The 26,543-nt window shown below is 71.2% G+C and carries 21 protein-coding genes and 3 pseudogenes; 7 read left to right on the forward strand and 17 right to left on the reverse strand.

What is annotated here, in order from left to right; all coding sequences use genetic code 11:
* Positions 1 to 10 precede the first annotated feature (10 nt).
* Positions 11 to 958 (forward strand): annotated as a pseudogene (locus LIX60_RS03560) (MMPL family transporter); the annotation flags it as partial.
* 205 nt (positions 959 to 1,163) lie between these two features.
* Here LIX60_RS03560 and LIX60_RS03565 read toward each other — a convergent pair.
* Positions 1,164 to 2,615, reverse strand: coding sequence for a HAMP domain-containing sensor histidine kinase (locus LIX60_RS03565; RefSeq protein WP_227957155.1), 1,452 nt, complete (start codon positions 2,613 to 2,615; stop codon positions 1,164 to 1,166).
* On the reverse strand, positions 2,612 to 3,304 hold the full coding sequence (locus tag LIX60_RS03570) for a response regulator transcription factor (RefSeq protein ID WP_308101084.1): 693 nt from the start codon (positions 3,302 to 3,304) through the stop codon (positions 2,612 to 2,614). The genes LIX60_RS03565 and LIX60_RS03570 overlap by 4 nt, the downstream gene beginning before the upstream one ends.
* 264 nt (positions 3,305 to 3,568) lie before the next feature.
* Between LIX60_RS03570 and LIX60_RS03575 the strand changes: the two genes are divergently transcribed.
* Positions 3,569 to 4,153 carry a DinB family protein gene (locus LIX60_RS03575; RefSeq protein WP_227957157.1) on the forward strand — a complete coding sequence of 195 codons (585 nt, stop codon included), beginning with the start codon at positions 3,569 to 3,571 and terminating at the stop codon, positions 4,151 to 4,153.
* Positions 4,154 to 4,225: 72 nt separating this feature from the next.
* Here the strand turns inward: LIX60_RS03575 and LIX60_RS03580 are convergent, their stop codons facing one another.
* Both LIX60_RS03580 and LIX60_RS03585 read right to left on the reverse strand, forming a co-directional pair.
* Positions 4,226 to 5,449 (reverse strand): metallophosphoesterase, encoded by a 1,224-nt coding sequence (locus LIX60_RS03580; protein ID WP_227957158.1) that lies wholly within the window; start codon positions 5,447 to 5,449, stop codon positions 4,226 to 4,228.
* A gap of 166 nt (positions 5,450 to 5,615) precedes the next feature.
* Entirely contained in the window at positions 5,616 to 6,362 is a 747-nt protein-coding gene (locus LIX60_RS03585) for a FadR/GntR family transcriptional regulator (protein ID WP_227957159.1), read from the reverse strand.
* 144 nt (positions 6,363 to 6,506) lie between these two features.
* Between LIX60_RS03585 and LIX60_RS03590 the strand changes: the two genes are divergently transcribed.
* Positions 6,507 to 8,243, forward strand: coding sequence for an IlvD/Edd family dehydratase (locus tag LIX60_RS03590; protein ID WP_227957160.1), 1,737 nt, complete (start codon positions 6,507 to 6,509; stop codon positions 8,241 to 8,243).
* Between the two features lie 86 nt (positions 8,244 to 8,329).
* Entirely contained in the window at positions 8,330 to 9,517 is a 1,188-nt protein-coding gene (locus LIX60_RS03595) for a fumarylacetoacetate hydrolase family protein (RefSeq protein WP_227957161.1), read from the forward strand.
* 90 nt (positions 9,518 to 9,607) lie between these two features.
* On the opposite strand, the gene LIX60_RS03600 is transcribed toward LIX60_RS03595, so the two are convergent.
* The 4 genes from LIX60_RS03600 to LIX60_RS03615 form a co-directional block, all read right to left on the reverse strand.
* Positions 9,608 to 12,007 (reverse strand): glycoside hydrolase family 3 N-terminal domain-containing protein, encoded by a 2,400-nt coding sequence (locus LIX60_RS03600; protein WP_227957162.1) that lies wholly within the window; start codon positions 12,005 to 12,007, stop codon positions 9,608 to 9,610.
* A gap of 109 nt (positions 12,008 to 12,116) precedes the next feature.
* Entirely contained in the window at positions 12,117 to 13,013 is an 897-nt protein-coding gene (locus tag LIX60_RS03605; RefSeq protein ID WP_125621508.1) for a carbohydrate ABC transporter permease, read from the reverse strand.
* Position 13,014: 1 nt separating this feature from the next.
* The gene (locus tag LIX60_RS03610) at positions 13,015 to 13,917 is read right to left on the reverse strand and encodes a carbohydrate ABC transporter permease (RefSeq protein ID WP_227957163.1); all 903 of its coding nucleotides are present in this window, start codon (positions 13,915 to 13,917) and stop codon (positions 13,015 to 13,017) included.
* Positions 13,914 to 15,227 carry an extracellular solute-binding protein gene (locus tag LIX60_RS03615; protein WP_227957164.1) on the reverse strand — a complete coding sequence of 438 codons (1,314 nt, stop codon included), beginning with the start codon at positions 15,225 to 15,227 and terminating at the stop codon, positions 13,914 to 13,916. The genes LIX60_RS03610 and LIX60_RS03615 overlap by 4 nt, the downstream gene beginning before the upstream one ends.
* Positions 15,228 to 15,799: 572 nt before the next feature.
* On the opposite strand from LIX60_RS03615, the gene LIX60_RS03620 reads away from it, so the two are divergent.
* Positions 15,800 to 16,813, forward strand: coding sequence for a LacI family DNA-binding transcriptional regulator (locus LIX60_RS03620; protein ID WP_227957165.1), 1,014 nt, complete (start codon positions 15,800 to 15,802; stop codon positions 16,811 to 16,813).
* Positions 16,814 to 16,963: 150 nt separating this feature from the next.
* Here the strand turns inward: LIX60_RS03620 and LIX60_RS03625 are convergent.
* Positions 16,964 to 17,101, reverse strand: a pseudogene (locus LIX60_RS03625) (helix-turn-helix domain-containing protein); the annotation flags it as partial.
* A gap of 222 nt (positions 17,102 to 17,323) precedes the next feature.
* Complete coding sequence (locus LIX60_RS03630; protein WP_227957166.1) at positions 17,324 to 17,728, reverse strand: type II toxin-antitoxin system PemK/MazF family toxin; 405 nt, start codon at positions 17,726 to 17,728, stop codon at positions 17,324 to 17,326.
* 165 nt (positions 17,729 to 17,893) lie between these two features.
* Between LIX60_RS03630 and LIX60_RS31880 the strand changes: the two are divergent.
* Positions 17,894 to 18,022 (forward strand): annotated as a pseudogene (locus LIX60_RS31880) (IS701 family transposase); the annotation flags it as partial.
* A gap of 186 nt (positions 18,023 to 18,208) precedes the next feature.
* On the opposite strand, the gene LIX60_RS03635 reads toward LIX60_RS31880, so the two are convergent.
* Together LIX60_RS03635 and LIX60_RS03640 are read right to left on the reverse strand one after the other, a co-directional pair.
* On the reverse strand, positions 18,209 to 19,327 hold the full coding sequence (locus LIX60_RS03635; protein WP_227957167.1) for an acyl-CoA desaturase: 1,119 nt from the start codon (positions 19,325 to 19,327) through the stop codon (positions 18,209 to 18,211).
* A 7-nt stretch (positions 19,328 to 19,334) separates the two neighbouring features.
* Complete coding sequence (locus tag LIX60_RS03640; protein ID WP_227957168.1) at positions 19,335 to 20,393, reverse strand: ferredoxin reductase; 1,059 nt, start codon at positions 20,391 to 20,393, stop codon at positions 19,335 to 19,337.
* Between the two features lie 86 nt (positions 20,394 to 20,479).
* Between LIX60_RS03640 and LIX60_RS03645 the strand changes: the two genes are divergently transcribed.
* Positions 20,480 to 21,619, forward strand: coding sequence for a CdaR family transcriptional regulator (locus LIX60_RS03645; protein WP_227957169.1), 1,140 nt, complete (start codon positions 20,480 to 20,482; stop codon positions 21,617 to 21,619).
* Between the two features lie 166 nt (positions 21,620 to 21,785).
* On the opposite strand, the gene LIX60_RS03650 is transcribed toward LIX60_RS03645, so the two are convergent.
* The 5 genes from LIX60_RS03650 to LIX60_RS03670 form a co-directional block, all read right to left on the reverse strand.
* Positions 21,786 to 23,048 (reverse strand): acyl-CoA dehydrogenase family protein, encoded by a 1,263-nt coding sequence (locus LIX60_RS03650; RefSeq protein WP_227957170.1) that lies wholly within the window; start codon positions 23,046 to 23,048, stop codon positions 21,786 to 21,788.
* Complete coding sequence (locus LIX60_RS03655) at positions 23,035 to 23,847, reverse strand: enoyl-CoA hydratase-related protein (protein WP_227957171.1); 813 nt, start codon at positions 23,845 to 23,847, stop codon at positions 23,035 to 23,037. The genes LIX60_RS03650 and LIX60_RS03655 overlap by 14 nt, the downstream gene beginning before the upstream one ends.
* Complete coding sequence (locus LIX60_RS03660; protein ID WP_227957172.1) at positions 23,844 to 24,092, reverse strand: hypothetical protein; 249 nt, start codon at positions 24,090 to 24,092, stop codon at positions 23,844 to 23,846. Before LIX60_RS03660 ends, LIX60_RS03655 begins: the two co-directional genes overlap by 4 nt.
* 645 nt (positions 24,093 to 24,737) lie before the next feature.
* A complete protein-coding gene (locus LIX60_RS03665; protein ID WP_043462454.1) occupies positions 24,738 to 25,421 on the reverse strand; it encodes a TetR/AcrR family transcriptional regulator in 684 nt (227 codons plus the stop codon).
* An 89-nt stretch (positions 25,422 to 25,510) separates the two neighbouring features.
* Entirely contained in the window at positions 25,511 to 26,476 is a 966-nt protein-coding gene (locus LIX60_RS03670) for a nitronate monooxygenase family protein (RefSeq protein ID WP_227957173.1), read from the reverse strand.
* Positions 26,477 to 26,543 lie beyond the last annotated feature (67 nt).

Below are 26,543 nucleotides of genomic sequence, written 5' to 3' on the forward strand. Positions count from 1 at the left end.
GGTCGCCAACGCCCTGCGGGAGCAGGACCAGTTCCTGTCCGCGCCGGAGTCGGTCACCGGCTTCACCGTTCTCGGCCGGCACTTCCCGGAGCTCGGCGGCCAGCCGATGACGATCTTCACGCGGCCGGCGCACCAGGAGCGGGTGCTCGACATCGTCAAGGACACCCGTGGTGTGGCCATGGCCGTCCCGGAGCAGACCAGCGGTGGCTGGGCCAACATCTCCGTGTTCCCGAAGGACGCGCCGGACACCGTCGCAGAGTACGACACGATCAAGCGGGTGCGCACCGCCGTGCACGCGGTGAGCGGGGCGGAGGCGATCGTCGGCGGGCCGAGTGCGGAGAACCTCGACACCGAGGTGACCACCAAGCGCGACGAGAAGCCGGTGATCCCGCTGGTGCTCGCCGTCGTCCTGATCGTCCTCGGGCTGCTGCTGCGCGCGATCCCGGCCCCGCTGGTCCTGATGGCCACCGTGATCGTCTCATTCGCCGCAGCCTTCGGCGGCAGCGTGTTCGTCTTCGACACGATCCTCGGGTTCACGGGTATCGACTCTTCGGTGCCGCTGCTGGCATTCCTGTTCCTGGTGGCGCTCGGCATCGACTACAACATCTTCCTGACCAGCCGGGCCCGGGAGGAGACCGTGCGTCTCGGCACCGGAGAGGGCATGCTCAAAGCCCTCTCGGCCACCGGTGGCGTCATTACCTCGGCAGGCCTGGTCCTGGCGGCCACGTTCGCGGTCCTCGTCACACTTCCGCTGGTGATGCTGGTCCAGGTCGGGTTCCTGGTCGCCTTCGGCGTGCTGCTCGACGCCCTGCTGGTGCGGTCGGTCCTGGTGCCCGCCCTCACCTTGCTGATCGGCCGCCGGATCTGGTGGCCGAGCCGGCTGTCCCGTCCGGCGGCGGAGCTGCCGGACGGTCAACAGCCGCTCGCCGACGACGAGGAGCCCGCGCTGAAACGGTGAGCGCGGCGGCACGGACGAGATCCGGGACGGGGATCCAGGCCCGTCCCGGATTTTTTCATGGGCTCGACGGTCGCCGCCCTTTGATCCTGCGCCACACGCCGGGGCCGGGGTCGGCGCATCGCGGTGTCCTGCCCCGGTGGTGAGCCGCGCGGGGCCATGCCCGAGGGCCGCCGTCCCTTGTCCTGCGCCGCGCCGCCGGGGCGGGTCAGCACGCCGCGGGGTCCTCCCCCGCGGTGAGCCGCGCGACCGGGGCGGGCGGGGCCGCGGCCGGAAGGCCGACCCGAAGCAGCGCGCCACCGCGTGCGGAGCGGCCGACGGTGGCCCGGCCGCCGTGGGCGTCGACGACCCGCTGCACGATCGACAGCCCCAGACCGGATCCCGGCAACGCCCGGGCGCTGTCGGCACGGTAGAACCGGTCGAACACCCGCGGTACGTCGGCGGCGTCGATGCCCGGCCCGGCGTCGTCGACCTCAAGCACCGCCGATGCGCCCTCGGCACGGAGCCGGACCTGGACCGGCTGGTCCGCGGGGGACCACTTGCCGGCGTTGTCGATGAGGTTGAGCACCGCCCGCTGGAGCGCAGCGGGACGCCCGCTCACCCACACCGAGGTCACGTCGAGCGCGACCTCGATGTCGGGCTCGCGGGAACGCGCCCGGGTCGCGGCGGCCACCACCACGTCGGCGAGGTCGAGCACCTCGGTGCTCTCGTCGCTGACGTCACCGCGCGCCAGGTCGGTCAGCTCGGCGGCAAGGGTGCTCAACTCGGTCACCTGGGCGCCGAGATCGCTGAGCAGTCGGGTCCGGCTCTCCGCCGGCAGTGCGCTGTCCAGGGTGCCGCGCCGATCGAGCCGGATCAGCAGCTCGACGTTGAGGCGCAGGCTGGTGAGGGGGGTCTTGAGCTCGTGGGCGGCGTCCTCGGCGAGCAGCCGCTGGGCCCGCCGGGAGTCCCGGAGCGCGGCGAGCATGTCGTTGATCGACTGGATAAGCCGCCGGATCTCCCCGCCGCCCTCATCCGGGATGTCGGCGTCGAGATCCCGGGTATGCGCGACACGTACCGCGGCGGCGGTCAGCCGGTCGATCGGTGCCAGCCCGGTCCGCGCCACGGTCCGCCCGACAAGGGCGCCGCCGACCACGCAGAGCAGCCCGATCAGCAGCATGCCCAACCCGAACCGGTTGATCGGGCTGTCGTCGACGACGCGGGCCACCTGGACCGCGCCGTCGCCCGCCCGCAGCGTGTAGATGCGGTAGCCGTCGTCGTCACTGTCGTTCGACTCCATCAGGTCGGCCGACGCGCCCTGCGCCACGCGCCCGGCCTGCTCGCTGACCGGGGGCAGCGCGGGTTGGCCGGCCGGCGTCCGGATCGAGCCGTCGGGCAGGATGACCCGCACCAGCCGACCGGATCCGGGATACGGCGGTAGCTGGACCTGCGCCAGACCGGCGCGCTCCGCGTTCGTCGCCAGGACGCGGGAGTCGGCGCGCAGCTGATTCTCGGCGGTGTCCCGCAGCTCCCAGTCCAGTAGCTCGCTGGCCACCTGAAAGGCCGCGAACACGCTGACCGCGATGGCCGTCGCCGCGATCACCGTCAGCCTGGCCCGCAGGGACCGCCGGCGCCACCATCGGGTCAGCCGGCGCGGTTCCCGGCCGGCGGGCCTGCTCACGGAGGAGTCTCCCGCATCGTGTATCCCAGGCCGCGCAGCGTGTAGATCAATCGCGGCTCACCCTCGGCCTCCATCTTGCGGCGCAGGTAGCTCACGTATACCTGGAGGTTGTTGGCGGTGGAGCTCATGCCGAAGCCCCAGATCGCCTCGAACAGCGCCTCGCGGGTCAAGACCCGGGTCGCGTTGCACACGAGGACCTGCAGGAGGGAGAACTCGGTCCGGGTCAGGCGCAGCGGCCGCCCGCCCCGCCACGCCTCGAACCTGTCGGGATCGAGCCGGACGTCGGCGAACGACAGGATCTGCGACTCCTCGTCGGTCGGCGTGCGCCGGCGCAGCAGGGCCCGCACCCGGGCCAGCAACTCCTCGGTGGCGAACGGCTTGGGCAGGTAGTCGTCGGCGCCCGCGTCCAGCCCCGCGACCCGGTCGGAGACCTGGTCACGGGCGGTCAGCATCAGCACCGGCAGGTCCCGGCCCGCGGCCCGCAACCGCCGGCAGGTCTCCAACCCGCCGAGGCGGGGCATCATCACGTCGAGGAGCAGCAGATCCAGCGTGTCACCGCCGGCCCCACCGACCCCGTCGAGCACGGCGAGACCGTTGGCGACGATGCTGGTGTCGTAACCCTCGACCTGGAGCACCCGCTCCAGCGACGCACGGATGGCCGGGTCATCATCCGCGATCATGATCCGCACGCCGGCCCGCCCCCTTCCAGTCGATGTTTTGCCGCTCATTCTCCCCGATCAACCTGAGGCCAGGATTAGAGCGTCGCCGCTGTGGTGCCCGCGGGCCGTGCTCATACGGATACCCAAGAGGCTGTCTCACGTGGCAAGTTCCGCGAGCTTGTTCAGGAGCCCGGGCGGTGGCCATGGCCGGGTTTCAGCACTGCAGGTCGTTGCGGTCCACGTACGGGTTCTTGAGGCCACGAGTAGCCCGTGGCCCGTGGCAGGCTCATGCGCATGATCGATGAATTCGCGAAGAACAGCCTGCACGGGCGACTGCGGCGGGACCGCAAGGCGCTGCTCTGGAAGCTCGACGGCCTGTCCGAGTACGACGCCCGCCGACCTTTGACAGTGACCGGGACCAACCTCCTCGGCCTGGTCAAACACGTGGCCGGCGTCGAGGCCCGGTACTTGGGCGAGGTCTTCGACCGGCCGTCCCCGGAACCGCTGCCCCGGTGGCAGGACCACGACGGCAGCGATCTGTGGGCGGCTGAGGACGAGGTGCGCGATCAGATCATCGAGTCCTACCGGCGCACGTGGGAACACTCGGACGCGACGATCGACGCGCTTGCCCTCGACGCCCCGGGCCACGTGCCGTGGTGGCCGGAGCCTCATGCCGACACGAACCTGTTCGCCATCCTGGTCCACGTCCTCGGCGAGACCAACCGGCATGCCGGGCACGCCGACATCCTGCGCGAAGGCGTGGACGGCCGAACCGGGATGCGCCCCGAACACGAGACGCAGATCGATGAGGACGCCCGCACGGCCTACTGCGCGAAGATCGAGCAGGCCGCCAGATCGGCCGCATCAGTCGAGGCATAGAAGGCTGTCCCGTGACGTGATGCTCGATGTTCGAGCATGAAGTCACGGCGGAGGTGCCGGACCCGCTCCGTGCTACGACGAGGCGGGCGGGTGCGGGGAGCGGAGCACGAGCAGGGTGATCTCGCTGGGGGCGAAGACGCGGAACGGCGGGCCCCAGAAGCCGGTGCCGCGGCTGGTGTAGAGGAGGGTGCGGGCGCCGTGGCGGCTGAGGCCGGCGAGGGCGGGCTGGTCAAGGCGGACCAGGTGGTGGAAGGGCCAGATCTGGCCGCCGTGGGTGTGGCCGGAGAGCTGGAGGTCGACGCCGTCGGCCGCCGCCCGGTCGACGAACGCGGGCTGGTGCGCCAGGAGCAGGACGGGCAGCTCGGGGTCGGCGCCCTGCAGAGCGCCGGTGAGATGGGCGCCGTGGCCCGGCAGGCCGGAGAAATCGGCGGTGACATCGTCCACGCCGGCCACCACGAGGGTGTCGCCGCCGCGTTCGAGCAGCAGGTGCCGGTTGCGGAGTGGCTCCCAGCCCAGCTCGTCCATCAGGTCGACCCAGCCCTGGGCCTCGCTGTAGTACTCGTGGTTGCCGGTGACGTACACCCGGGCGCGGGTGGCCCGCACCGTGCCGAGGGGGGCGGCCTGGGCGCGGCGGCGCTGGGCCGTGCCGTCCGCGATGTCGCCGGTGTGGCAGACCAGGTCGGCGTCCAGCTCGTTCACCTTCTCGCACACGCGGGCCGACCAGCGAGCGCGGTCGAGGGGGCCGTAGTGGGTGTCCGTGATGAGGGCGACGCGCAGACCGTCCAGCCCCGCGCCCAGCCGCGGAAGGCGCACGTCCAGCCGGCGCACGCGGGGCACGCGGCGGGCCTCGGCGTACCCCCAGGCGAGCAGCACGGCGGCGGTGCAGAGGACGGCCCAGGTGACGATGCGGGCCCGGTCCTGGCTGTCGCCGGCGCCGGCCACGGCCAGGGCGGGCCTCAGGAGGACCCCGAGCAGCACGGACCAGGTGAACAGAACCCAGCTGGCACCCAGCAGGGTGTCACCGATGATCGCCGCCCGGTCCTGCTGGCGCCGGCCGTGGCCGCGCGCCATCGCGAGCGGCACACCGACGAGGCCGAGAGCGAACAGGGCGGTACCGGAGAGCGTGACGGGCAGGGGCCAGCGCTGGCCGCCGTACAGCAGCACCCAGCAGGGCACGGCCCACAGCAGGAGGGGGGCTATCAGGGGTATGAAGCGCATCAGGCGGTGCAGCAGACGGCCGGACCGCGGCGCTCGCACCTCCTCCTCGGCGGGCCGGGCGTCGCTGGTGTCGGTCACGCTTCCCCTCCCTGGCCGGGCTGCCGCCCCGCGCACTGTATCCGGCCGTCCCCGGGCGCCGTCCGGCGCGCTGCCGCCGGCCGCTTCCGTGCCCTTGCCCGTCGCTGCCCCGCCGCTGCCCCGCCGCTGCCCCGCCGCAGCTCTGCCGGTTCGCGGCCGTGGGAGGTCACACGGGGTCGTCCGGCAGGCCGGGGGAGCGGGCGATCTCCTCCTCGGCGGCTTCGATGATGGCCAGGACGGCGGCCGCCGCGGCCGCGGGATCGCGGGCCTCGACAGCCCGCACGACGGCGCGATGGCGCGGCAGCGAGGCCTCCACCGCGCCGGGGGTCCGGGTGCTGACGAGGAAGCTGTGCTCCAGCGCGATGCCGACGGCGCGGCCCAGCGAGCCGAGGAGACGGTTGCCGCCGGCGTCCAGCAGGGCCCGGTGGAAGGCGATGTCGGCCTCGACGTAGCCGCCGAGGCCGGGGTCCGCCGCCGCGGCCTCCATGGCGGCCAGCGAGTCGTACAGGGCTCGTACGCGCTCGGGTCCGGCCCGTTCGGCGGCGAGGCGCGCCGCCCCGGGCTCGACGATCCGGCGCAGCTCACTCGTGTCGCGCAGCAGGGCCGTGGCGTTCCCGGATTGCCGCCAGCGCAGCACGTCACGGTCCAGGTGGTTCCACTGCTCCGGGGGCAGCACGCGCGTGCCGGTGCGCGGACGCACGCGCAGCATCCCCTTGGCCACCAGCGCCTTGACCGCCTCCCGCACCACTCCCCGGCTGACACCCATCTCGGCCGCGAGCACGTCCTCCACCGGCAGCGGATATCCCGGCCCCCACACGCCACCGGCGATGCGCCGCCCGAGTTCGTCGACCACGCGCTGGTGCATGGTCGGGAAGTGCTGCTCCACGATCTCTGCCCGCCCTCTGGACGCCATTCATCGAATCATTTAATGATTGCGGTACAGGGTACGGCCCGCGGGCCCGCGCCCGGCAACGCCCCATCGCGCAACGCCCCGTCGCGCAGCGGACCGCCATCACCGCCACCACGTACGCCGGAGCCAGAGCCACGGGAGTGCCACATGACCGACGGTCAGCAGAAGAGCCGCCGCAGCCAGGCGTGGTTCGGCGCACAGGGCCGCAGCGGGATGCTGTACCGCTCCTGGATGCGCAACCAGGGGTTCGGGCACGAGGTGTTCGACGGGCGCCCCGTCATCGGCATCGCCACCAGCGCCTCCGAACTCGCCCCGTGCAACGCCCATCTGACCCGCGTCGCCGAAGCCGTCAAGCGCGGTGTGTGGCAGGCGGGCGGCTTTCCCCTCCAGTTCCCCACCATGGCCACCGGCGAGACCCTGATGCGCCCCACCGCCATGCTGTACCGCAACCTCATGGCCATGGAGGTCGAGGAGCTGATCCGGGCCAATCCGCTCGACGGCGTCGTGCTGCTGTCCGGCTGCGACAAGACGACCCCCGCCATGCTCATGGGCGCCGCCAGCGTCGACCTGCCCGCCGTCATGGTCACCGGCGGGCCGATGCTCAACGGCAAGTACCGCGGCCAGGACGTGGGATCCGGCACCCACGTGTGGAAGTTCGAGGAGGACCTGAAGACCGGGCGGATGACCGAGGAGGAGTGCTTCTTCGCGGAAGGGTGCATGGCCCGTTCAAGCGGCCACTGCATGACCATGGGGACCGCCTCCACGATGGCCTGCATGGCCGAGGCGCTCGGCATGCAGCTGCCGGGCTCGGCGGCCTGGCCCGCGGTCGACTCCCGGCGGATGGAGACAGCGCAGGCGGCGGGGCAGCGCATCGTGCGGATGGTGGAGGAGGAGCTGCGCCCCTCGCGGATCCTCACCCGGGAGGCGTTCGAGAACGCCATCCGGGCCAACGCGGCCATCGGCGGCTCCACGAACGCCATCATCCATCTCACCGCCATCGCCGGCCGCGTCGGCGTCGAGCTGGGCCTGCGGGACTTCGACGAGCTGGTCCGGGCGGTGCCGACCCTGGTCAACCTGATGCCCAGCGGCGGGTATCTCATGGAGGACTTCTGCTACGCGGGCGGCCTGCCCGCCGTCATCGCCGAACTGCTCGGCGGCGAGCTGCTGCACGGCGAGCAGATCACGGTCACCGGGCGCACCCTCGCCGAGAACACCGAGACCGCCGAGCGCGTCGGCTCCGAGGTCATCACCCCCCTCGATGCCCCCTTCCAGCCGGCCGGCACCGGTATCGCCGTCCTCCGCGGCAACCTGTGCCCCGACGGCGCCGTGATCAAGCAGTCCGCGGCGTCCCCGCACCTGCTCACCCACCGCGGCCCGGCGCGCGTCTTCGACTCCCCCGAGGCCTACCACGCCGTGGCCGACGACCCGGACCTCGATGTCGACGAGAACACCGTCATCGTCATCCGCAACGCCGGCCCCAAGGGCTACCCCGGGATGCCCGAGGTGTCCAACGTCCCGCTCCCCGCCAAGCTGCTGAAGGCCGGCGTCACGGACATGGTGCGCGTCTGCGACGGCCGCATGAGCGGCACCGGATACGGGACGGTGGTCCTGCACGTGGCGCCCGAGGCCGCCGTCGGCGGACCACTCGCCCTGGTGCGCGACGGGGACCCCGTCGTCCTCGACGTCCCGGACCGCACCCTGCGCCTGGACGTGGACGACGCCGAGCTCACCCGGCGCCGGGAGGCCTGGCGGGCACCCGCCGGGCGGTACGCCGGCGGCTACGCCTGGCTCTACACCCAGCACGTGGAACAGGCCGACCGGGGCGCCGACTTCGGCTTCCTGCGCGGAAGCCGGGGACACGAGGTCCCCCGCGACTCCCACTGACCCCGCCCCGGGGCACCGCGCCCGCTTTCGCGTCACCTCGCGCCCTCTCGCGTCAGCTCGCGCCCCTTCGAAGCCAGGAGAGCATCGTGGAATCGGCAGCAGCGCGCCCCCGCCGGGCGCTCACCCCCGGCTCCGTCCTGCCGGAGGACGCCGGCCGGGCCGCCCTCGTCGCGCGCGTCCACGACCCGGAGTGTGACGGCCCGTGCGTCGCCGCGGTCCGCGGTGAGCACGTCGTCGACCTGACCGCCCTCGCACCCACCGTCTCCGGCCTCATGGAGCGCGAGGACGCGGCGGCGGTCGTCCGCGAGGCCGGCGGCGGGCAGGTCTGGCCCCTGGACGAACTGCTGGAGGCACCGCCCGGCCGCCGTGACGTCCCGCATCTGCTCGCCCCCCTCGACCTGCAGGTGATCAAGGCCGCGGGGGTCACCTTCGCCCGGAGTCTGCTGGAACGCGTCATCGAGGAGCGCACGGGCGGCGATCCGGCGCAGGCCGAGCGGGTGCGGGCCGGCGTCGGGCAGGTGGTGGGCGGCGCGCTCGACGGCATCCGCCCCGGGTCGCCGGAGGCGGCCCGGGCCAAGGAACTGCTCCTCGCCGAAGGGCTGTGGTCGCAGTACCTGGAGGTCGGGATCGGGCCGGACCCGGAGGTGTTCACCAAGGCCCCGGTGCTGTCCGCGGTCGGCACCGGCGCCGACATCGGCGTGCTCTCCGCCTCGGTGTGGAACAACCCCGAGCCCGAGGCCGTGCTCGTCGTGGACTCGCGCGGCCGGGTACGCGGCGCGACGCTCGGCAACGACGTCAACCTCCGCGACATCGAGGGACGCAGCGCCCTGCTGCTGTCCCGCGCGAAGGACAACAACGCCTCCTGCGCGATCGGCCCGTTCATCCGCCTCTTCGACGAGGACTTCGGCCTCGACGCCGTACGCGGGCTCGACATCGACCTGCGGATCGACGGCCCGGACGGCTACGTCCTGCACGGCAGCAGCTCCCTGCGCGAGATCAGCCGCGACGTCCTGGACCTGGTGGCCGCCACGCACGGTCCGCACCACCAGTACCCGGACGGCTTCGTGCTGTTCACCGGCACGCTCTTCGCCCCCACCGAGGACCGGAAGACGCCCGGCGCGGGCTTCACCCACGAGTACGGCGACCTCGTGCGGATCTCCAGCCCGCGCCTCGGCGCCCTGGTCAACACCGTCGTCCCCAGCGAACAGGCCGCGCCGTGGACGTTCGGCGTCGGAGCGCTGATGCGCAACCTCGCCCGGCGCGGGCTGCTGTGAGACGAGCGGCCCGGAGACCACCGGGGGCCCGGCCCCGCGGGCCCCGTGTGCGCCGCCGCCGCTACTCCGGCGGCGCCGCACACTCCCGGTTCATGCCCGGGCGGCCGGCTCCTGCCCGATCGCGGCGTGCAGGCGCCGGGTGTGGTCCACCTGGCGCTCGGCTCCCGTCAGCGTGACCCCGGCCGTCAGGCGCGGCTCCGCGCTGGAGGCGGCCAGGCGCAGTTCCAGCTCGCCCGGTTCGACGACGCGCCGGCCGTCGCGCCCGGTGAAGGAGGCGACGTCGGCGGGGACCGTGGCCCGGAGGCGCCGGGCCTCGCCCGGCTCCAGCGCGACCCGGGTGTAGCCGACGAGGCGCTGCACCGGCTGGACGACGGAGGCCACCGGGTCGTGCAGATAGAGCTGGACGACCTCGGTCCCGGACCGCTCGCCGGTGTTGCGGACGGTGAAGGAGAGGGTGAACTCGCCGTCCGTCGGGGCCTCCTGGGCGTCCACGGTCAGATCGGCCCAGTCGAACCGCGTGTAGGACAGGCCGTGACCGAAGGCGAACGCGGGGGTCGGGTCGAGGCTGGACACCTCGCTGGCGTGGGCGAGCCGCGCCCCGAGGTAGGTGGCCGGCTGGGAGCCCGGCCCGCGCGCCACGCTCACCGGGAGACGCCCCGAGGGATTGACCCGGCCGCTGAGCACCCCGGCGATCGCGTGCGTCCCCTCCTCGCCCGGGAAGAAGGACTGCACGATCGCGGCGGACTCCGTCACGGCGCGGCCGAGGGCGTACGGCCGTCCCGCGAGCAACACGGTGACCACGGGAGTCTCCAGGTCGAGCAGAGTGTCGAGCAGGTGCTGCTGCGCGCCGGGCAGCTCCAGCGTCCCGACGTCGCAGCCCTCGCCGCTGGTGCCCCGCCCGAAGAGACCGGCGCGGTCGCCGAGCACCACCACAGCGAGGTCGGCCGCGCCTGCCACCCGGGCGGCCTCCTCGATGCCGGACAGATCCCCGTCGTCGATCCCGGTGCCGCGGGCGACCGTGATCTCGGCGTCCGGGAACTCGGCGGCGAGCGTGTCGCGCAGCGTGGGCAGCTCGATGCCGAGCGGGGTCCCGGGGTGCCGGACGCCGATGTGCTGGGGGAAGGAGTAGCAGCCCAGCACGGCGGTGGGTTCGTCGGCGTTGGGGCCGAGCAGGGCGATGCGGCGCGGCCCGGCGAGCGGCAGGGTGCCGTCGTTGCTCAGCAACACGACGGCTTCCTCGGCGAGTGTGCGGGCCAGCGCGCGGTTCTCCGGGCCGTCGAGGTCGATCCGGCCGCGCAGGGCGTCCGGATCGACCGGGGTGCCCGGATCATCCGGGCCGGCCCCGCCGAGCGCGGCCGGCAGGGGGTCCCAGTCCGGGTCGAGCAGGCCCAGCTCCGCCTTCTGGGTGAGGACCCGGCGCAGGGCGCGGTCGACCAGCGCCTCCGGTACCCGGCCGTCGGCCACGGCCTCGGCCAGGGGCGCGCCGTAGGTCTTGACGTTGGGCAGCTCGACGTCGATGCCCGCGCGCAGCGCCGAGCCGGCGGCGCCGGCCCAGTCGCCCGCGACGCCGTGCAGGGTCTTCAGGAAGGCGACGGCGAAGTAGTCGGCGACGACGGTGCCCTCGAAGCCCCAGGTGTCGCGGAGCAGCCCGGTGAGCAGATCCTCGTCGGCCGCGGAGGGTATCCCGTCGGTGTCGGTGTAGGCGTTCATCACCGACCGGGCGCCGCCCTCGTGGATCGCCATCTCGAAGGGCGGCAGCAGCACGTCGGCGCGCTCCCGCGGGCCCACGGAGGAGGGGGCGAGGTTGCGGCCGGCGCGGGAGGCCGAGTAGCCGGCGAAATGCTTGAGGGTGGCGACGATTCCCGCGGACTCGAGGCCCCGCACATAGGCCGTCCCGATGGTGCCGACGAGGTACGGGTCCTCGCCGATGGTCTCCTCGACCCGGCCCCAGCGGGCGTCGCGCACCACGTCCAGGACGGGCGCGAGCCCCTGGTGGACGCCGACGGCGCGCATGTCGCGGCCGATGGCGGCGGCCATGCGCCGCACCGTGTCCGGGTCGAAGGTGGCGCCCCAGGACAGCGGGACGGGGTAGGCCGTCGCCCGCCAGGCGGCGAAGCCGGCCAGGCACTCGTCGTGCGCGAGAGCGGGGATGCCGAACCGGTTCGTGGCGGCGATGCGGGCCTGGGTACGGGCCAGCGAGAGCGCGCCCAGGGCGGGGTCGACCGGGACGGTGCCGAAGGGGCGGGTCAACTGGCCCAGCCCGGCGGGCAGGAGCGCGTCGAGATCGACGGGTTCCTCCATGTCGTGCTGATGGGGGGCCACCTCACCGCCCTGGTCGGAGGCGCCCACCCACACTCCGTACAACTGGGCGGTCTTCTCCTCAAGGGTCATCGCGCCGATCAGGGCGTCGACCCGCGCGGTGACGGGGACGGCGGGGTCGTTCCAGAGGGGGGTAGCGGGGGCGGTATCCGAGGCCACGCTGGCGTTCACTTTCCTCCTACGCCCCTCGGGCCCCGGTGCAGGGAGCGACGGGCGAACGGTTCGACGAGCAGGTGTCAGGGCGGGGTGTGGCGTCTCCGGGCGGCGGCGTCGCCGCCGGTCAGCGGCTGAATCCGGCGGTCAGGCCGCTGAGCAGCTGGCGGCGGCCGAACGCGTACAGGACCAGGACGGGCAGGGTGGTGAGGACGACGGCGGCGAGCACGGCGGGGACGTTGACCCCGTACTGGCCCTGGAAGGTCCACAGCGCCAGCGGCAGGGTCCGCAGGTCCGGGCTCTGCGTGAGGACCAGCGGCAGCAGGAATCCGTTCCAGATGGTCAGCGCGTTGAAGATGGTCACGGTGAGGATGGCCGGGCGGGTCAGCGGTGCCGCCAGCCGCCACAGCGTCGCCCACTCGGTGGCGCCGTCGACCCGCATCGAGTCGAAGAGCTCCTTGGGCACGTCGCGGATGAAATTGGCGAGCACCAGCACGGACAGTGGAATGGCGAAGGCGATCGACGGGAGGATCAGCGCCGGCAGGCTGTCGTACAGGTTCAGCCTGATGATGATCAGGTAGACCGGGATCACCGTCGCCTGCAGCGGGATGGCCAGGCCCATGAGGAACAGCCCGTTCATCGCCCGCAGGAACCGCATGCGCCAGCCACGCACGATCGCGTAGGCGGCCATGAAGGAGAACGCGACCGCCGGTACCACGGCGCCGGCGGTGACCACGACGCTGTTCACGAAGTACCGGAGGAAGTCGGACTCGATGACCAGCCGGTAGTTGTCCAGGGTGGGGCTGCCCGTGGGCACCAGCGGGTTGCTCGCGTAGTAGTTGCTCTGGGCCTTGAGGCTGGTGATGAGGGTCCAGTACAGGGGTACGGCGACGACGGCGAGCCAGAGCCATCCGGCCAGCCCGCCGGCCCAGTTGCGCCGGCGGGCGGGCTGCGGGGAACGGTGCTGCCGCTCGCGGTGCGCGGCCTTCTGCGGTCGTCGCGGCTTGGTCAGCGTGGTGGTCACGTCAGGCCCCCTCGAGTTGGCTCGCGCCGGCGTCCCGGCCCCCGAGCCGGCGCAGCAGCAGGGCGAGGGCCAGGCCCACCAGCACCAGGATGACCGCGATGGCGCTGGCCGGTCCCATCAGGCTGGCCTGGAAGCCCCGCTTGTACATGTCCAGGGCGAGGACCCGGGTGGCGTCGCCGGGGCCGCCCGCGGTCAGGACGAAGATGAGGTCGAAGAAGGTCAGCGACCCGACCACCATCAGCGTGGACGAGGTGATGACGGTGTACTTCAGCTGGGGCAGCGTGATGCCGAAGAACTGCCGGATCCGTCCGGCCCCGTCCAGCTGCGCCGCCTCGTACAGGGACTTCGGGATCTGCTGGACACCACCCTGGTAGATCAGGGTGTGAAACGGGATGAACTGCCAGGAGACGACGAAGACGACGACCCCGAGGGCGAGCCCGGGGCGCCCCAGCCAGTCCTGGCTGAGCAGCGGGATCCCCAGCCCGGCGCCGAGCCCGAAGTTGGGGTCCAGCAGGGCCTTGTACGCGATCGCGATGGCCGCGGAGCTGAGCATCAGGGGGACGAAGTACACCACGCCCAGCACCGCACGGTAGCGCTGCCGGCCCGCCAGGAAGACGCCGAGCAGGATGCTCAGCGGCGTCTGGACGGCCCAGGACAGGGCCATCACCGCGAACGTCACCCAGAGGGCGTGCGGGAGTCCGGGGTCGGTGAGCACCGCGCGCCAGCTGGTCAGCCCCGACGGGCGGATGGTGCCGATCCCGTCCCACGTGGTGAAGCTCAGCGCCAGGACACCGACGAGCGGAATCACGGCGAAGCCGACGAAGACCACCAGCGCCGGCGTCGCCAGCCACGGCAGGATGCTGCGCGGTTGCCGACGTGGCGGGTGGCCGGTGAGCGCGCTCATTTCCCGATGACCGCGTTGAGGTTGCGGGCGAACCGCTCGGGGGAGATGGACAGTTGGAACAACTTGACGATGTTGTCCAGCAGGGTCTCGGCGGCCGTCGGGCTGAGCGCCTGGTCCCAGGACTGGACGAACACCTCGGCCTTGCTGGCGATGTCGTAGGTGAACCGCAGGAAGTCGGCGCTCTCGGAGGCGGCCAGCAGCTTCTCCGTGCCCAGTCGGATCGGGACCGACCCGTTGTCGATCCACTGCTTCACCTCGGCCTCCTGGAGGACGCCGGTGGCGAAGAAGTCCTTGGCGATCTTCTTCTGCTCCGCGCTCGCCTTCGAGGAGATGGACAGGTACTGGGCGGGGTTGCCGACCGTGTTACTCGGATCGCCCTTGCCGCCCTCGACGGGCGGGAAGGTCATGTGGCCCAGCCCGCCGCCGGAGACGAAGTCCCCGCCGTCGGTCTGCTGGATGCCGTACGACCAGGCGCCGTGCAGCATCATCGCGGCCTTGCCGGTGTACAGCAGTGCCTGGTCGGCGTTGGAGTCCGCGGTGATCGAGGAGAAGCCCTTGATGAACCCGTCGGCCTCGACCAGCTCCTGCGCCTTGGTCAGCGCCTTGATGGCGTCAGGGTGGGACCAGGCGTCCTTCTCGCCCTCGATGACGGCCTGGAAGACCTCGGAGCCGCCGATGCGATCGAACAGGAACTCCAGCCACATCATGCTCGTCCACCGGGACTGACCACCGAGGGCGAACGGTGCTATGCCCTTCGCGTTGAACTTGGGCACCAGCGCCATGATGTCGTCCCAGGACTCCGGCGGTTCCACGCCGACCTGGTCGAAGACCTTCCTGTTGTAGTAGAGGATGATCGGCTGCACGGTCTCGCACGGCATCGCGTAGATCTTGCCGTCGACCGTCGCCGCGCCGAACGAGGACGGGAACAGCCCCTCCTTGACGTCGGAATGCTCCTCGAAGAACGAGGTGAGGTCCTCGACCTGGCCCGCCTCCGCGTAGGTGCGCAGGGTCCCGCCGCCCCAGCCCCAGATGATGGTGGGCGCCTGCCCGGAACCGATGGCGGTCTTGATCTTCGTCTTGTACGCGTCGTTCTGGAAGGTGGTGTCCTTGATCTGCCCGTCGGGGTGGGCCTTGTTGAACGCGTCCACCGCGCCGGCTCTGGCCGTTTCCTGCGGCTGGCCGTTCAGGTACCAGTACGTGGCCCCGCCACCGCTCGGGCCGGGCCCGGACGAGCCGCCGCAGGCGGTCAGCGCCGCGGAGACCGGCACGCCGGCGGCCAGGGCGAGGAGGGTACGTCGGGAGAGCGCCATGTCTTTTCTCCGTACTCGAGAGCCGCCGGCTTCTCGTGAGTCATGGTGAAAGGTTTTCGAAACATCCTTCTCTGAGCTCTGTCCGTGCAAATTAGGTTTCGGGTCGAGCGACTGTCAAGGTACGTGCGGGCACCTTTGTCGGGCAGCAGATCACTGCGTAGCATCAGGTGGAGGAAGGTCCTGAGGGTCTTGGCAGGGATCGAAACTGTTTCGAAATGAACGCGTCGAGGAGTGCCGTGGCCAGCCGGTCCACCGGCCTCGGTGCAGGTCCGCCGCCGTTCGGGCCGCCGGGCCGGACCGCCCGGCGGCCGGCCCGGCGCGCCGGGGTGCCGCCCCTGGAGCCGGGCGCGGGCGCACGTGGCCGGGACGGCGTGCTGCACGGTGATCGGGCCGCGTTCCCCCACGATCGCCCGCAGCTCACGCGGACCGGGGAGGCGTCGAGGCGAAGGGCCGGCCGGCGCCTCCCCCGACGAGCGCGGCGCCGGATTACCGTACGGTTGACCGGCTCCACCTGCGCCGCCGTCCCGACCGGCGGCTCACCACACCGGTGGACGTACAGCTGAGAGGAACCGATGCGAGCGAACGGCAGGCGCACCACGCTGGCGGACATCGCCCAGGCGGCCGGGGTCTCCGTCGCGACCGTGTCCAAGGTGGTCAACGGCCGCGGTGACGTGGCGCCGCACACCCGCACCCGGGTGCAGGAACTGCTCCACCAGCACGACTACCTCGCGCCCGTGTTCCGTCACACCGAGGCCGTCGAGAGCCCGACCATCGAGGTGCAGTTCAAGGGGGGCCTCAAGTCGTACGTGGCCGAGACCCTGGAGGGCATCGTCGACGCCGCGGCCGAACTGGGGGCCTCGGTGGTGGTCAGCAAGGCGTCCAGCGCCCCGCACTGGGCCCGGGACCTGGTCTCCGCCGGGCGCCGCGCCGTCATCGCGGTCACCAGCGTGTACACCGCGGCGCATCTGAACGAACTGGCCCGGTCCGGGCTGCCGCTGGTCGTGCTCGACCCGCTGCACCTGCCGGACAGCCGAGTCCACAGCGTCGGGGCGACCAACTTCGCGGGCGGCCTGGCCGCGACCCGGTACCTGCTCTCCCTCGGCCACCGCCGCATCGCCTATCTCGGCGGACCCGCCATGGCCGTGTGCAACCAGGCACGCATGCACGGCTACCGCGCCGCGCTGGAGGCGGAAGGCGCACAGGTGCCCGAGGCCTACGTCCGGCCCGGAGAATTCACCTACGAGACCGGGTTGCTCGGCGCCACGGAGCTCCTGGGCCTGGACGAGCGGCCGACGGCGATCTTCGCGGGCAACGACGAGATCGCCCTGGGCGTGATCGAGACCGCCCGCGCCCGGGGCCTGCGCATCCCCGAGGACCTGAGCGTGGTCGGCTTCGACGACACCAGCCTCGCCCGGATGGCCTCACCACCGCTGACCACCGTGCGCCAGCCGCTGCGGGAGATGGGCGGTGCCGCCCTGCGCACCGCCCTCCGGCTGGCAGGCGGTGAGAAGGCCGAGTCCCACCACATCGAACTCGCCACCGAACTCGTGGTACGCGCCTCCACGGCGCCGCCCCGGGGGCGGTAGAGGGCCGGCCGCGGAACGCGCGGTGTGACCCGGCCGTCCCCGTATCAGGGCCGGTCCGGGGCGGGGGGGGTGCGCCGCGTGGCCGCCGTCACTGCTCTCACTGCCCTCACTGCCTTCACCGCGGTGGCAGTCGTGGGCCCGGGCGTACTGGGCGGGTGTCCGGCCGTACTGCTGCTTGAAGGCACGGATGAAGTGACTGCTGTCCGCGAACTGCCAGTAGGCGGCGAGTTCCGAAACGCTCAGCCGGCCGCGCGGCGCGGCCAGGAGCCGGAGACGGGCGTGCTCCAGCGGAAGCCTTCACCGTCACCATCGGCGACTGACACTCCAGCGGGGAGATTACGGCAGACCAAGGCAGGGCTGTCCCCATTCGGGGGCGGCCCTGCGGTCCCACTCCAGCCGTAGATCGTGATCTCGGTGGTGAGGGGCGCCGAGGCAGCAGGTGGCCTGGCCAGCGTCGGTCATCTCGCCCGAGATCGCCCACGCCGTCGCGGGCGTCGGCTCCTTCTCCGTCTACCCGAGTTCACCGAGACGGAGGGCATCCCTTATCTCGCTGAGCTTCGCGGTCGTGGCCGGGGTCCGCTCCTGCGCTTGTTCAGCGAGTCGGAGGGCGTCGTCGATCTCGCAGAGCTTCACGGAGGACAGGACGGCCGCCCGCTCTATCAGGTCGTCCCGGGACACAGTGGTCAGCCACGTGCACGGGGTGAAGCCTGGACGCGGGAACGCGAGCCGCAGCACGCCTTCGAACGGCAGTCCTTCACCGGCGCCGAGTGTCACTTCGATGCCCAGACCGCTGATGTCGACGCCCGCCGGAGCGACGACCTGCATCACCCGGATCCCGGACGTGTCGTCTCCCGACAGCAGTACGACCAACCTCCGCTCGTCGAACTGGACCCACCAGACTTCGCCACGTTGCACAAGTCCTCCGGACACATGACGGCAGACAGACGCTGCGCGACCCTGACGCGCTGTGGAGACGGACGCGGCCACCGTTGATCATCGGTGTGTGAAGACTGAAGATCATGCGGTGGCCGCGGGTCACAGCGTAGACCCCGCCCGCTGGCAGGAGCGTTCGAGGACCTGATGGCCCAGATCGCGGGCCGGTTCGCACAGGTCGAACCGCGACGTCGGGTCGGGCGGTTCGTGCGCGGGCTGCTGTCGGACCTGCCCCGCAAAAACTGCTGGACGATCGGTCGAAGAAGAAGCCCTGACCCCGGGTGCCCCTCGCCCGGCCGGCGCGCGGGCCGCCCGCATCAGCCCCGACGGCGAGTGACGACCGCCGAGGAGGAGTACGAGACCGCTCTGGAGCCGGTGGAGCTGGTCGACGCCGAGCTGGTGGTCTCACCCAGCCCGGCGGTGCCCCCGGTACGGCCGGAAGATCCGAACCGATACCGGGAATCAGGCGGCGACGAGCTCCTGCTCACGGTCCGGCGTTTTGACCTTGGGCTTCTTGTTCGGCAGCGAGAGCCGGAAGACCTTGTGCCATGCGGAGAACACCTGCTTGGGCAGTGGGCCGGTCACGTATTCCAGCTCGTACTTCTGGAACAGCGCGCGCACCTTCACCGCGACCTCGGCGTACCGGTTGCTCGGCAGGTCCGGGAACAGGTGGTGCTCGATCTGGTGCGACAGGTTGCCGGTCATGAAGTGCATGGCCTTGCTACCGCTGATGTTCGCCGAGCCCATCATCTGGCGCAGGTACCACTGGCCGCGCGTCTCGCCCTTGATCGATCGGCGTTCGAAGACCTGTACGCCCTCGGGGAAGTGCCCGCACATGATCACCGAGTGGGACCAGATGTTGCGGACCACGTTCGCGGTGAACGTGGCGGCGAGCGTGGTGAGGAACGACGGGCCCGACAGCAGCGGGTGGATCACGTAGTCCTTGAGCACCTGCTTGCGGATCTTGCGGCCCACGGCCTTGGCCCGCGCGCGGAACTCCGGGTTCTTGCGGCGGCGCTTGTGCAGGTTCTTGCCGAGCTCCAGGTCGTACGCTGCGATGCCGTACTCGAAGAAGCAGGCGTTGATGAAGTTCCACAGCGGCTGGCCGAGGTGGAACGGGTGCCACTTCTGGTCCTCGTCGACGCGCATGATGCCGTAGCCGAGGTCGTTGTCCTTGCCGATCACGTTGGTGTACGTGTGGTGCAGCTCGTTGTGCGAGTGCTTCCACTGCTCGGACGGCGAGACGTGATCCCACTCCCAGGTGGTGGAGTGAATCTTCGGGTCCCGCATCCAGTCCCACTGGCCGTGCAGGACGTTGTGGCCGATCTCCATGTTGTCCATGATCTTCGCCACGGACAGCCCGGCGGTGCCGAGCAGCCACGCGGGCGGGAAGATCGAGAACAGGAGCACGCCCCTGCTGGCCAGCTCGAGCTTGCGCTGCACCGAGATGACCTTACGGATGTAGGCGGCGTCCTTTTCACCGCGGTCGGCGATCACCTCGTCGCGGATCGCATCCAGCTCGCGGCCCAACTCCTCGATCTGCTCCGCGGTCAGGTGGGCGGTGGGGTCGATGGCGGTCAAGGTGCTCCTACCGTTCGATGTCGCAGGGGCCCGCCGCAGCGGACACGCAGGTCTGGATGAGGACGCCCGGCTCGGCCTCGGTGATCTCGCCGGTGCGCAGGTCGCGGATGGCGCCCGCCTTGAGCGGCGTGACGCAGCCGAAGCAGATGCCCATGCGGCACCCGGAGGGCATGAGCACGCCGGCCTCCTCGCCGATGTCCAGCAACGGCGTGGCACCGTCCGCGTCGACGGTCTTGCCGGTGGCGCTGAACGTGACCTCGCCGCCGCCGTCGCCGGCGACGACGATGCCGGGGCGGAAGCGTTCGGTGTGCAGGCGCTCTTGGACGCCGTGTTCGGTCCAGTGTTCTTCGGCGGCGTCGAGGAGGCCCGCGGGCCCGCAAGCCCAGGTCTCGCGCTCGGTCCAGTCGGGCACGAGTTCGTCGAGACGGGCGATGTCGAGCATGCCGTCTGTGTCGGTGTGCACCTCGGTGAGCCGCAGCTTCTTGTCCGCGACCAGGCCGTGCAGTTCATCGCGGAAGATCACGTCTTGGGGCTGTGGTGCGCAGTGGACCATGACGACGTCGTCGAGCTCGGTGTCGCGCAGCATGCCGATCACGGGCGTGATGCCGCTGCCGGCCGTCAGGTAGAGCACCTGGGCGGGCTTGGCCTGCGGCAGCACGAAGTCACCGGTCGCCTGGTCGAGCTGGATCAGCGTGCCCGGTTTCGCCCTGCGGACCAGGTGGTTGCTGACCTTGCCGTCCGGGATCGCCTTCACGGTGATCGTGACGCGGCCGTCCCGGCGGTTTGCCGGCGAGGTGATGGAGTAGGCACGCCACAGGCGCACCCCGTCAACGTCGACCCCGATCCGCACGTACTGACCGGCTGTGTGGCCGCGCCAGCCCCGTCCCGGCCTGATCACGACCGTCGCGGCGTCGCGCGTCTCGGGGTGCACGGCCTCGATGCGCCCACGCAGGTCAGCGCCCGTACGCAGCGGGCTGACCAGGTCGAGGTAGTCCGACGGCAGCAGCGGCGTCGTGACCATCTCGAGCAGTTTCCACGCCCTGCTGCGGAGGGCTGTACTCGTCATGGCTCCAGCTTGCTGTGCCTGAAGGCGTAAAGTCCTGACCGCAGGATGTAAATCTGGTCGGCTAGATTGTTCGCAGGGAACAGAACGTGAGCCATGCAATCCGGAGGGCCGGCGAACTGGCCCTGGATGAGACGACGGTCACCGCACTTCGGGCCGCGCTGAAGACCACCGCCGACGAGGTCGTCCAGGCGATCATCGACGAGGTCCCTCCGTATGCCAACGCCCTTTCGGGCCGCATGGGCGGCACCATCCGCCGAGCCGTCCGCACCGCCCTGGGTCACTACCTGGACCTCGCGAGCGGGAAGACCACAGGCGGCGACGCCGGTGACGCAGCCTACGAGCTGGGCCGCGGCGAGGTGCGCGACGGCCGTTCGATGGACGCCCTGCTCAGCGCCTACCGCGTCGGCGCCCGCGTGGCCTGGCGATGCCTGGCCGCGGGTGCCGTACCCGCAGGTCTGCCCGCCGCCGAGGTCGCCAAGTTCGCCGAACTGACCTTCGCCTACATCGACGAGCTCTCCGCCGCGAGCGCCGCGGGCCACGCCGACGAACTGGCCGCCCGGGGCAGGGCCCACGAGCGCCACCTGGAACACCTGGCCCGCAACCTCCTCGCCGGCGCGAGCCCGGACGTGCTGCTGGCCTCTGTTCAACGGGCGGGGTGGCAGCCTCCGGTCTCGCTGACCGCGGTCCTGCTGCCCGCCGCCCAGGCCCGGCCTGCCTACCGCGCGCTCGACCCGAGCACCCTCGTCCTCGACGATCTGCCGGATGCCGCCGGTGTGCTGCTCGTCCCCGATGCCGACCGATCACATCTCTTGCGGCAGCTGACCGACCGCGCCGCCGTGGTCGGCCCGGCCCGGCCATGGACTCGTGCGTCCGCCTCGTACGCACGAGCCGTACGCGCCCGGTCCCTCTCCTCCGATATTCGCGACACCGAGGAGCACCTGCCGGAGCTGGTGCTGAGTGCCGACATGGACGCGTTCACAGACCTGCGTACCCGAGCCCTCGCACCGTTGCGGACCTTGCCTGTCGCGACCGCACGGCGGCTGGAGAAGACGTTGCGGGCGTGGCTGCTGCACCAGGGCAGGCGGGAGGAGGTGGCGGCGGAGTTGTTCGTCCATCCCCAGACAGTCCGGTACCGGATGTCGCAGCTGCGGGAGCTGTTTCCGGACCTCGCATCGCCACAGCGGGTCCTTGAACTGACGCTGGCCGTCGGTCTTCGGGCCAGTTGACGCGTACTGGTGGTCACCACCAGCCGGCCGCACCCGGACCGGGAGGTGGGAACGACGCCGAAGCCGGCTGCGGCGACGGCCCGGGCGATCGCCGGCCCGGTGGAACCGCGCGATGCCGGTGCCGAGTGCGGTACGCCCGGTGAGATCTTGCCCCGGCCGGCTCAGTTCACCGCTGCTTCGTGGCGGCCGAGGCGCCCGTGCCGCTCGCCGCCGCGGTTGCCCCGTCGCGGTACTGCCGCAGTTCCTGCCGGGCGATGGCCCGCTTGTGGACCTCGTCGGGACCGTCCGCCAGCCGCAGTGTCCGCAGATGCGCGTACATCATCGCCAACGGGAAGTCGTCGGTCACTCCCGCTCCCCCGTGCACCTGGATCGCGCGGTCGACGACCTTCAACGCGATGTTCGGAGCGGCCACCTTGATGGCCGCGATCTCGGTGCGCGCTTCCTTGTTCCCGACCGTGTCCATCAGATACGCGGCCTTGAGCGTGAGCAGGCGGATCATCTCGATGTCGATACGCGATTCCGCGATCCAGTCCTGGATGTTGGACCGGTCGGCAATCGGACGACCGAACGTCACCCGGGACTGCGCGCGTTTGCACATCAGCTCCAGCGCCCGCTCGGCCGCGCCGATCGCCCGCATGCAGTGGTGGATGCGACCGGGTCCGAGCCGGGCCTGGCTGATCGCGAAACCCTCCCCCTCCCCCTTGAGTACGTCCTTGGCCGGCACCCGCACATCGGTGAAATCGATCTCGGCGTGCCCCTCACGGTCCTGGTAGCCGAACACCGGCAGCCCGCGCATCACCGTGATGCCGGGGGCGTCGATCGGGACGACCATCATCGACTGCTGCCGGTGCGGGGCGGCGGCGGGATCGGTCTTCCCCATGACGATGAGGACCTTGCAGTTGCGGTGCAGGGCATTGGAGGCGAACCACTTGCGTCCGTTCAGCACGTACTCGTCACCGTCGCGCTCCATGCGCAGCTCGATGTTGGTGGCGTCGGAACTGGCGACCCGCGGCTCGGTCATCGCGAAAGCCGAGGCCATCGTCCCGTCGAGCAGGGGCCGCAGGTACTTCTCCTTGTGCTCGTCGGTGCCGAAGAGCGTGAGGACCTCCATGTTGCCGGTGTCGGGAGCGTTGCAGTTGCACGCCTCGGAGGCGATGTGGCTGCGCCCCATGATCTCCGCCAGCGGCGCGTACTCGAGATTCGTCAGCCCGGGGCCCCACTCGGGATGCGGGTGGAAGAGGTTCCACAGTCCGTGCTTGCGCGCCTCCGCCTTGAGTTCCTCGATGACCGGGGGGTGGAAGTTCGGGTCGCCCGACGCGCGCATCTGCTCGTGGTACACCTCCTCGGCGGGGTAGATGTGCGAATCCATGAACTCGAGCAGATCCGCCTGGTACTTCTTGGCACGGTCCGACGTCTCAAACAGGGACATCTGAACTCCTGACGGGTAGGGAGGGGAAATTCGGTGGGCGCCGGTCGAGGTGACTGGCCACGCCTTCGACGAGATCGGCCCCGCGGAAGGCCTGGAACATGAGGCCTTCGGCCCGGGTCACGGAATCGGCGTAGGTGCCGTCCGCGTCGTCGCGCAACTGGCTCTTGATGGTGGCCATGGACCCCGGGGAGCAGCGCGTCGCGAGCTCGGTGGCGTACGCGACAGCGGCATCCACCACACTGCCGCCGGGAACCAGGTGGTCGAGGAGTCCCATACGGAGCGCCTCCTCCGCCTCCACCATGCGACTCGACAGCAGCAGGTCCGCTGCCCTGCTGTGCCCCACCAGCCGGGGCAGCAGCCAGGAGATGCCGTACTCGGCGATCAGCCCGCGCTGCGCGAACGCCGTGGTGAACCGGGCCGCCGGTGAGCCGAAGCGGATATCGCAGTAGAGCGCCTCGACCATGCCCAGCCCCGCGGCCACTCCGTTGACCGCGCCGATCAGCGGTTTGCGCAGGGTCAGCGGAGTGTCGCGCGGCCTGCGCCGCGCCCTGTCCGCCTCGGAGACCTCACCGGCCGCCTGCAGCCGCTGGAGGTCGGCGCCCGCGCAGAATCCGCTTCCCGCGCCGGTGACCACGACGGCGCGTACGTCCGGGTCGTCCTCGGCCGCGTCGAGCAGTGTGAAGTAGCCGTTCTCCAGTTCGTCGGTCCAGGCGTTCAGCTTGGCGGGCCGGTTGAACGTGAGCACCAGCACGGGCCCGCGGTGTTCGGCGAGGACGAGCTCGCCCGCCGCGCCGGTCATGCCTGCGCCGCCCGGAAGCTCTGGTGGCGGCGCGTCCCGCGCAGCCACCGGTCGCGGTCCGAGCCCTTCTGCCAGCGCATGTCCGAAACGTCCTCGTGCGGCAGGACCAGGCCCCGCTCGCCCTCGACCGCGGCGAGGCGGGCATCGGTGACCCGAGCGCCCTCGCGGGCGGGCCACACGGCCGACGCGCCACCGCCGCCACCACCACCGCGAACGGCGATGACGACTTCTTGCGCAACGTTCACAACGAAACCCTCTCCGTGGCGGGGCGTGCGGCGCCGGATCATGATCCACGCCATCACGTTGTCTGTGGTCCCCTGTATAATTGAATCTGGCGTCAAGTTCAATATCTCGCCGCGCATCACGCCACGGAGAAGGCCGCCTCGCCCCGATGAACCGCAGCCAAGGGTCCCCGACCGCCATCGCCGCCCCTGCACCACGCCGCCAGCCGTGCGAGCGGCTGCCCGTGCGGCTCAACGGGAAGCCCGGGGGGCCCACGCAAAGCCGACAGCGGGTCAACGCCCGTGCCGGCCTGGAGAGATGTTGCACCCGGCCAAACGCCCCCGGCCGCACGGCTGTTGATGGACACTGACCCGGAGCGGCCGCGTGCCTCCGGCCCGGCTTCCGGTAACGATTGCCGTGCCGTCGTCGTCACTGCCGCGCTCCAGGCTCAGCCCCGGGGCTCGACGACCGCCACGGCGGCTACCCGCTCGCCACCGGTGGTTCCCGGCCGGCCCGAGGGAGAGGTGAGAAGGTACCGGTGACCGGGCATGAAGGCTCGCGCAACGCCGGTCTTCGTCTTCGCCTTCGTCTTCGCCGCGGGCGCCGGCCCCGGGATCGGCGAACGGTCGCCGCGGCAGGGCCCGCCCCGGCCGGCGCTGCTGCCGGATTCAGCGGTGGCCGGGGAACCGCAGGGCGTTCGCCCAGAGCCGGGTGACCGTGGTCACGAGCTCTTCGAAGTCCACCGGCGCACCTTCCCGCTTTTCGCCGAGCGCGAAGGCGTTGTAGGCCATGACGCTGACCATGCCCGACAGCGCACGGGAGGCCATCATCGGATCGAGTTCACGGTCCGCGACGCCCCGAGCCTGCAGGTCGGCGATGCCGCGGGCGTTGCGGCGGATGAACGCATCCGTGCGCCGGCTTCGGAACTCGCGGAATTCCGGCTCCACTTGAGCGACCTGCTCGAGCAGTCCCATCAACTTCGCGTTCCGCTTGTATGCCTCGAGATACGCACGATTGCTCGCCTCGAGTACCGCATACGGATCGTCGGTGTCCTGCACCCGTCCCATGCCCGGGTGCAGCATGTCCTCCTGCGCCTCCAGGAGTACCGCGGCAAGCACCTCTTCCTTGCTCGCGAAGTAGGTGTAGAAGGATCCCGCAGCGCGTCCGGCTTCTTTGGTGATGTCTGTGAGGCGGGTGTCGAGGTAGCCGTCCCGCTCGAACACCTTCCGCGCGGCCTTCACCAGAGCGGCTCGCGTCCGCGCTCCGCGCTGCGTCGTGGGCGGCTCGCGCAGCGGCGAGCTGGGCGCCATGGGGGGAGCCTTCTCGCTGTCCTCCGGCGCAGTGGTGTCCATCACCCGGAGTGTAGTTGAATCCGACGCCGGTATCACAAACACCCCCGTGACAGCGGTAGTCCGTTGTGGGGTGCGGCCGCGGCGCCCCCTCACATGTCCCTGAGCCGCCTCTTGGCCTCGGCGTACTCGCCGGCGAGACGCTCGACGACCGCAGCCGCAGGGAGGACCGCACCGACCGTGCCGATGCCCTGACCCGCACCCCAGATGTCCCGCCATGCCTTCGCCCCCTTGATGTCCCGGTCGCCGAAGTCCATGGCGGACGGGTCGGAACCGGGCAGTGCGGCTGGATCGAGTCCGGCGGCCTCGATGCTGGCGCGGAGGTAGTTGCCGTGCACGCCGGTGAACAGGTTGGAGTACACGATGTCCGCGGCGGTGGAGTCCACGACCATCTGCTTGTACCGCTCCTCCGCGTTCGCCTCGTCAGTGGCGATGAACGCCGAACCCACGTAAGCCAGGTCCGCGCCGGCGGCCTGCGCCGCGAGGATCGAGCGGCCGTGGGCGATGGAGCCCGACAGCAGGAGGGGGCCGTCGAACCAGCGGCGGATCTCCTGGACGAGCGCGAAGGGCGACTGCGTGCCCGCGTGCCCGCCCGCTCCTGCGGCAACGGCGATCAGGCCGTCCGCTCCCTTCTCCACCGCCTTGCGCGCGAACCGGTCGCTGATGACGTCGTGCAGCACGATGCCGCCGTAGGAGTGGACCGCATCGTTGACATCGGCCCGGGCGCCGAGAGAGGTGATGACGATCGGCACCCTGAAGTCCACGACGGTCGCGAGATCCTCCCCCAGGCGCGAGTTGGTCCTGTGCACGATGAGATTGACCGCGAACGGCGCCGACGGTGACTCGGGACGGCCGATGTCGTGCTTGGCCAGTTCCTCCGTTATGTGCTCCAGCCATTCGCGCAGCGCCGACTGGGGCCGCGCGTTGAGCGCGGGGAAGGAACCCACGATGCCGGAGGCCGACTGGGCGATGACCAGTTCCGGACCGGACACGATGAACATCGGCGATGCGACCACGGGCAGGCGGAGCCGGCCCTTCAGGCCGGGAGGCAGGCTCATGAGCTACTCACCATGCGTCTTTCTCCTGCGGTTCTCTTCTGCGGCGGACGCGTCTCGCCCGTCGGCG

Origin of the sequence: Streptomyces sp. S07_1.15 (assembly GCF_020739505.1) — a bacterium.
Lineage (GTDB): Bacteria > Actinomycetota > Actinomycetes > Streptomycetales > Streptomycetaceae > Streptomyces > Streptomyces xinghaiensis.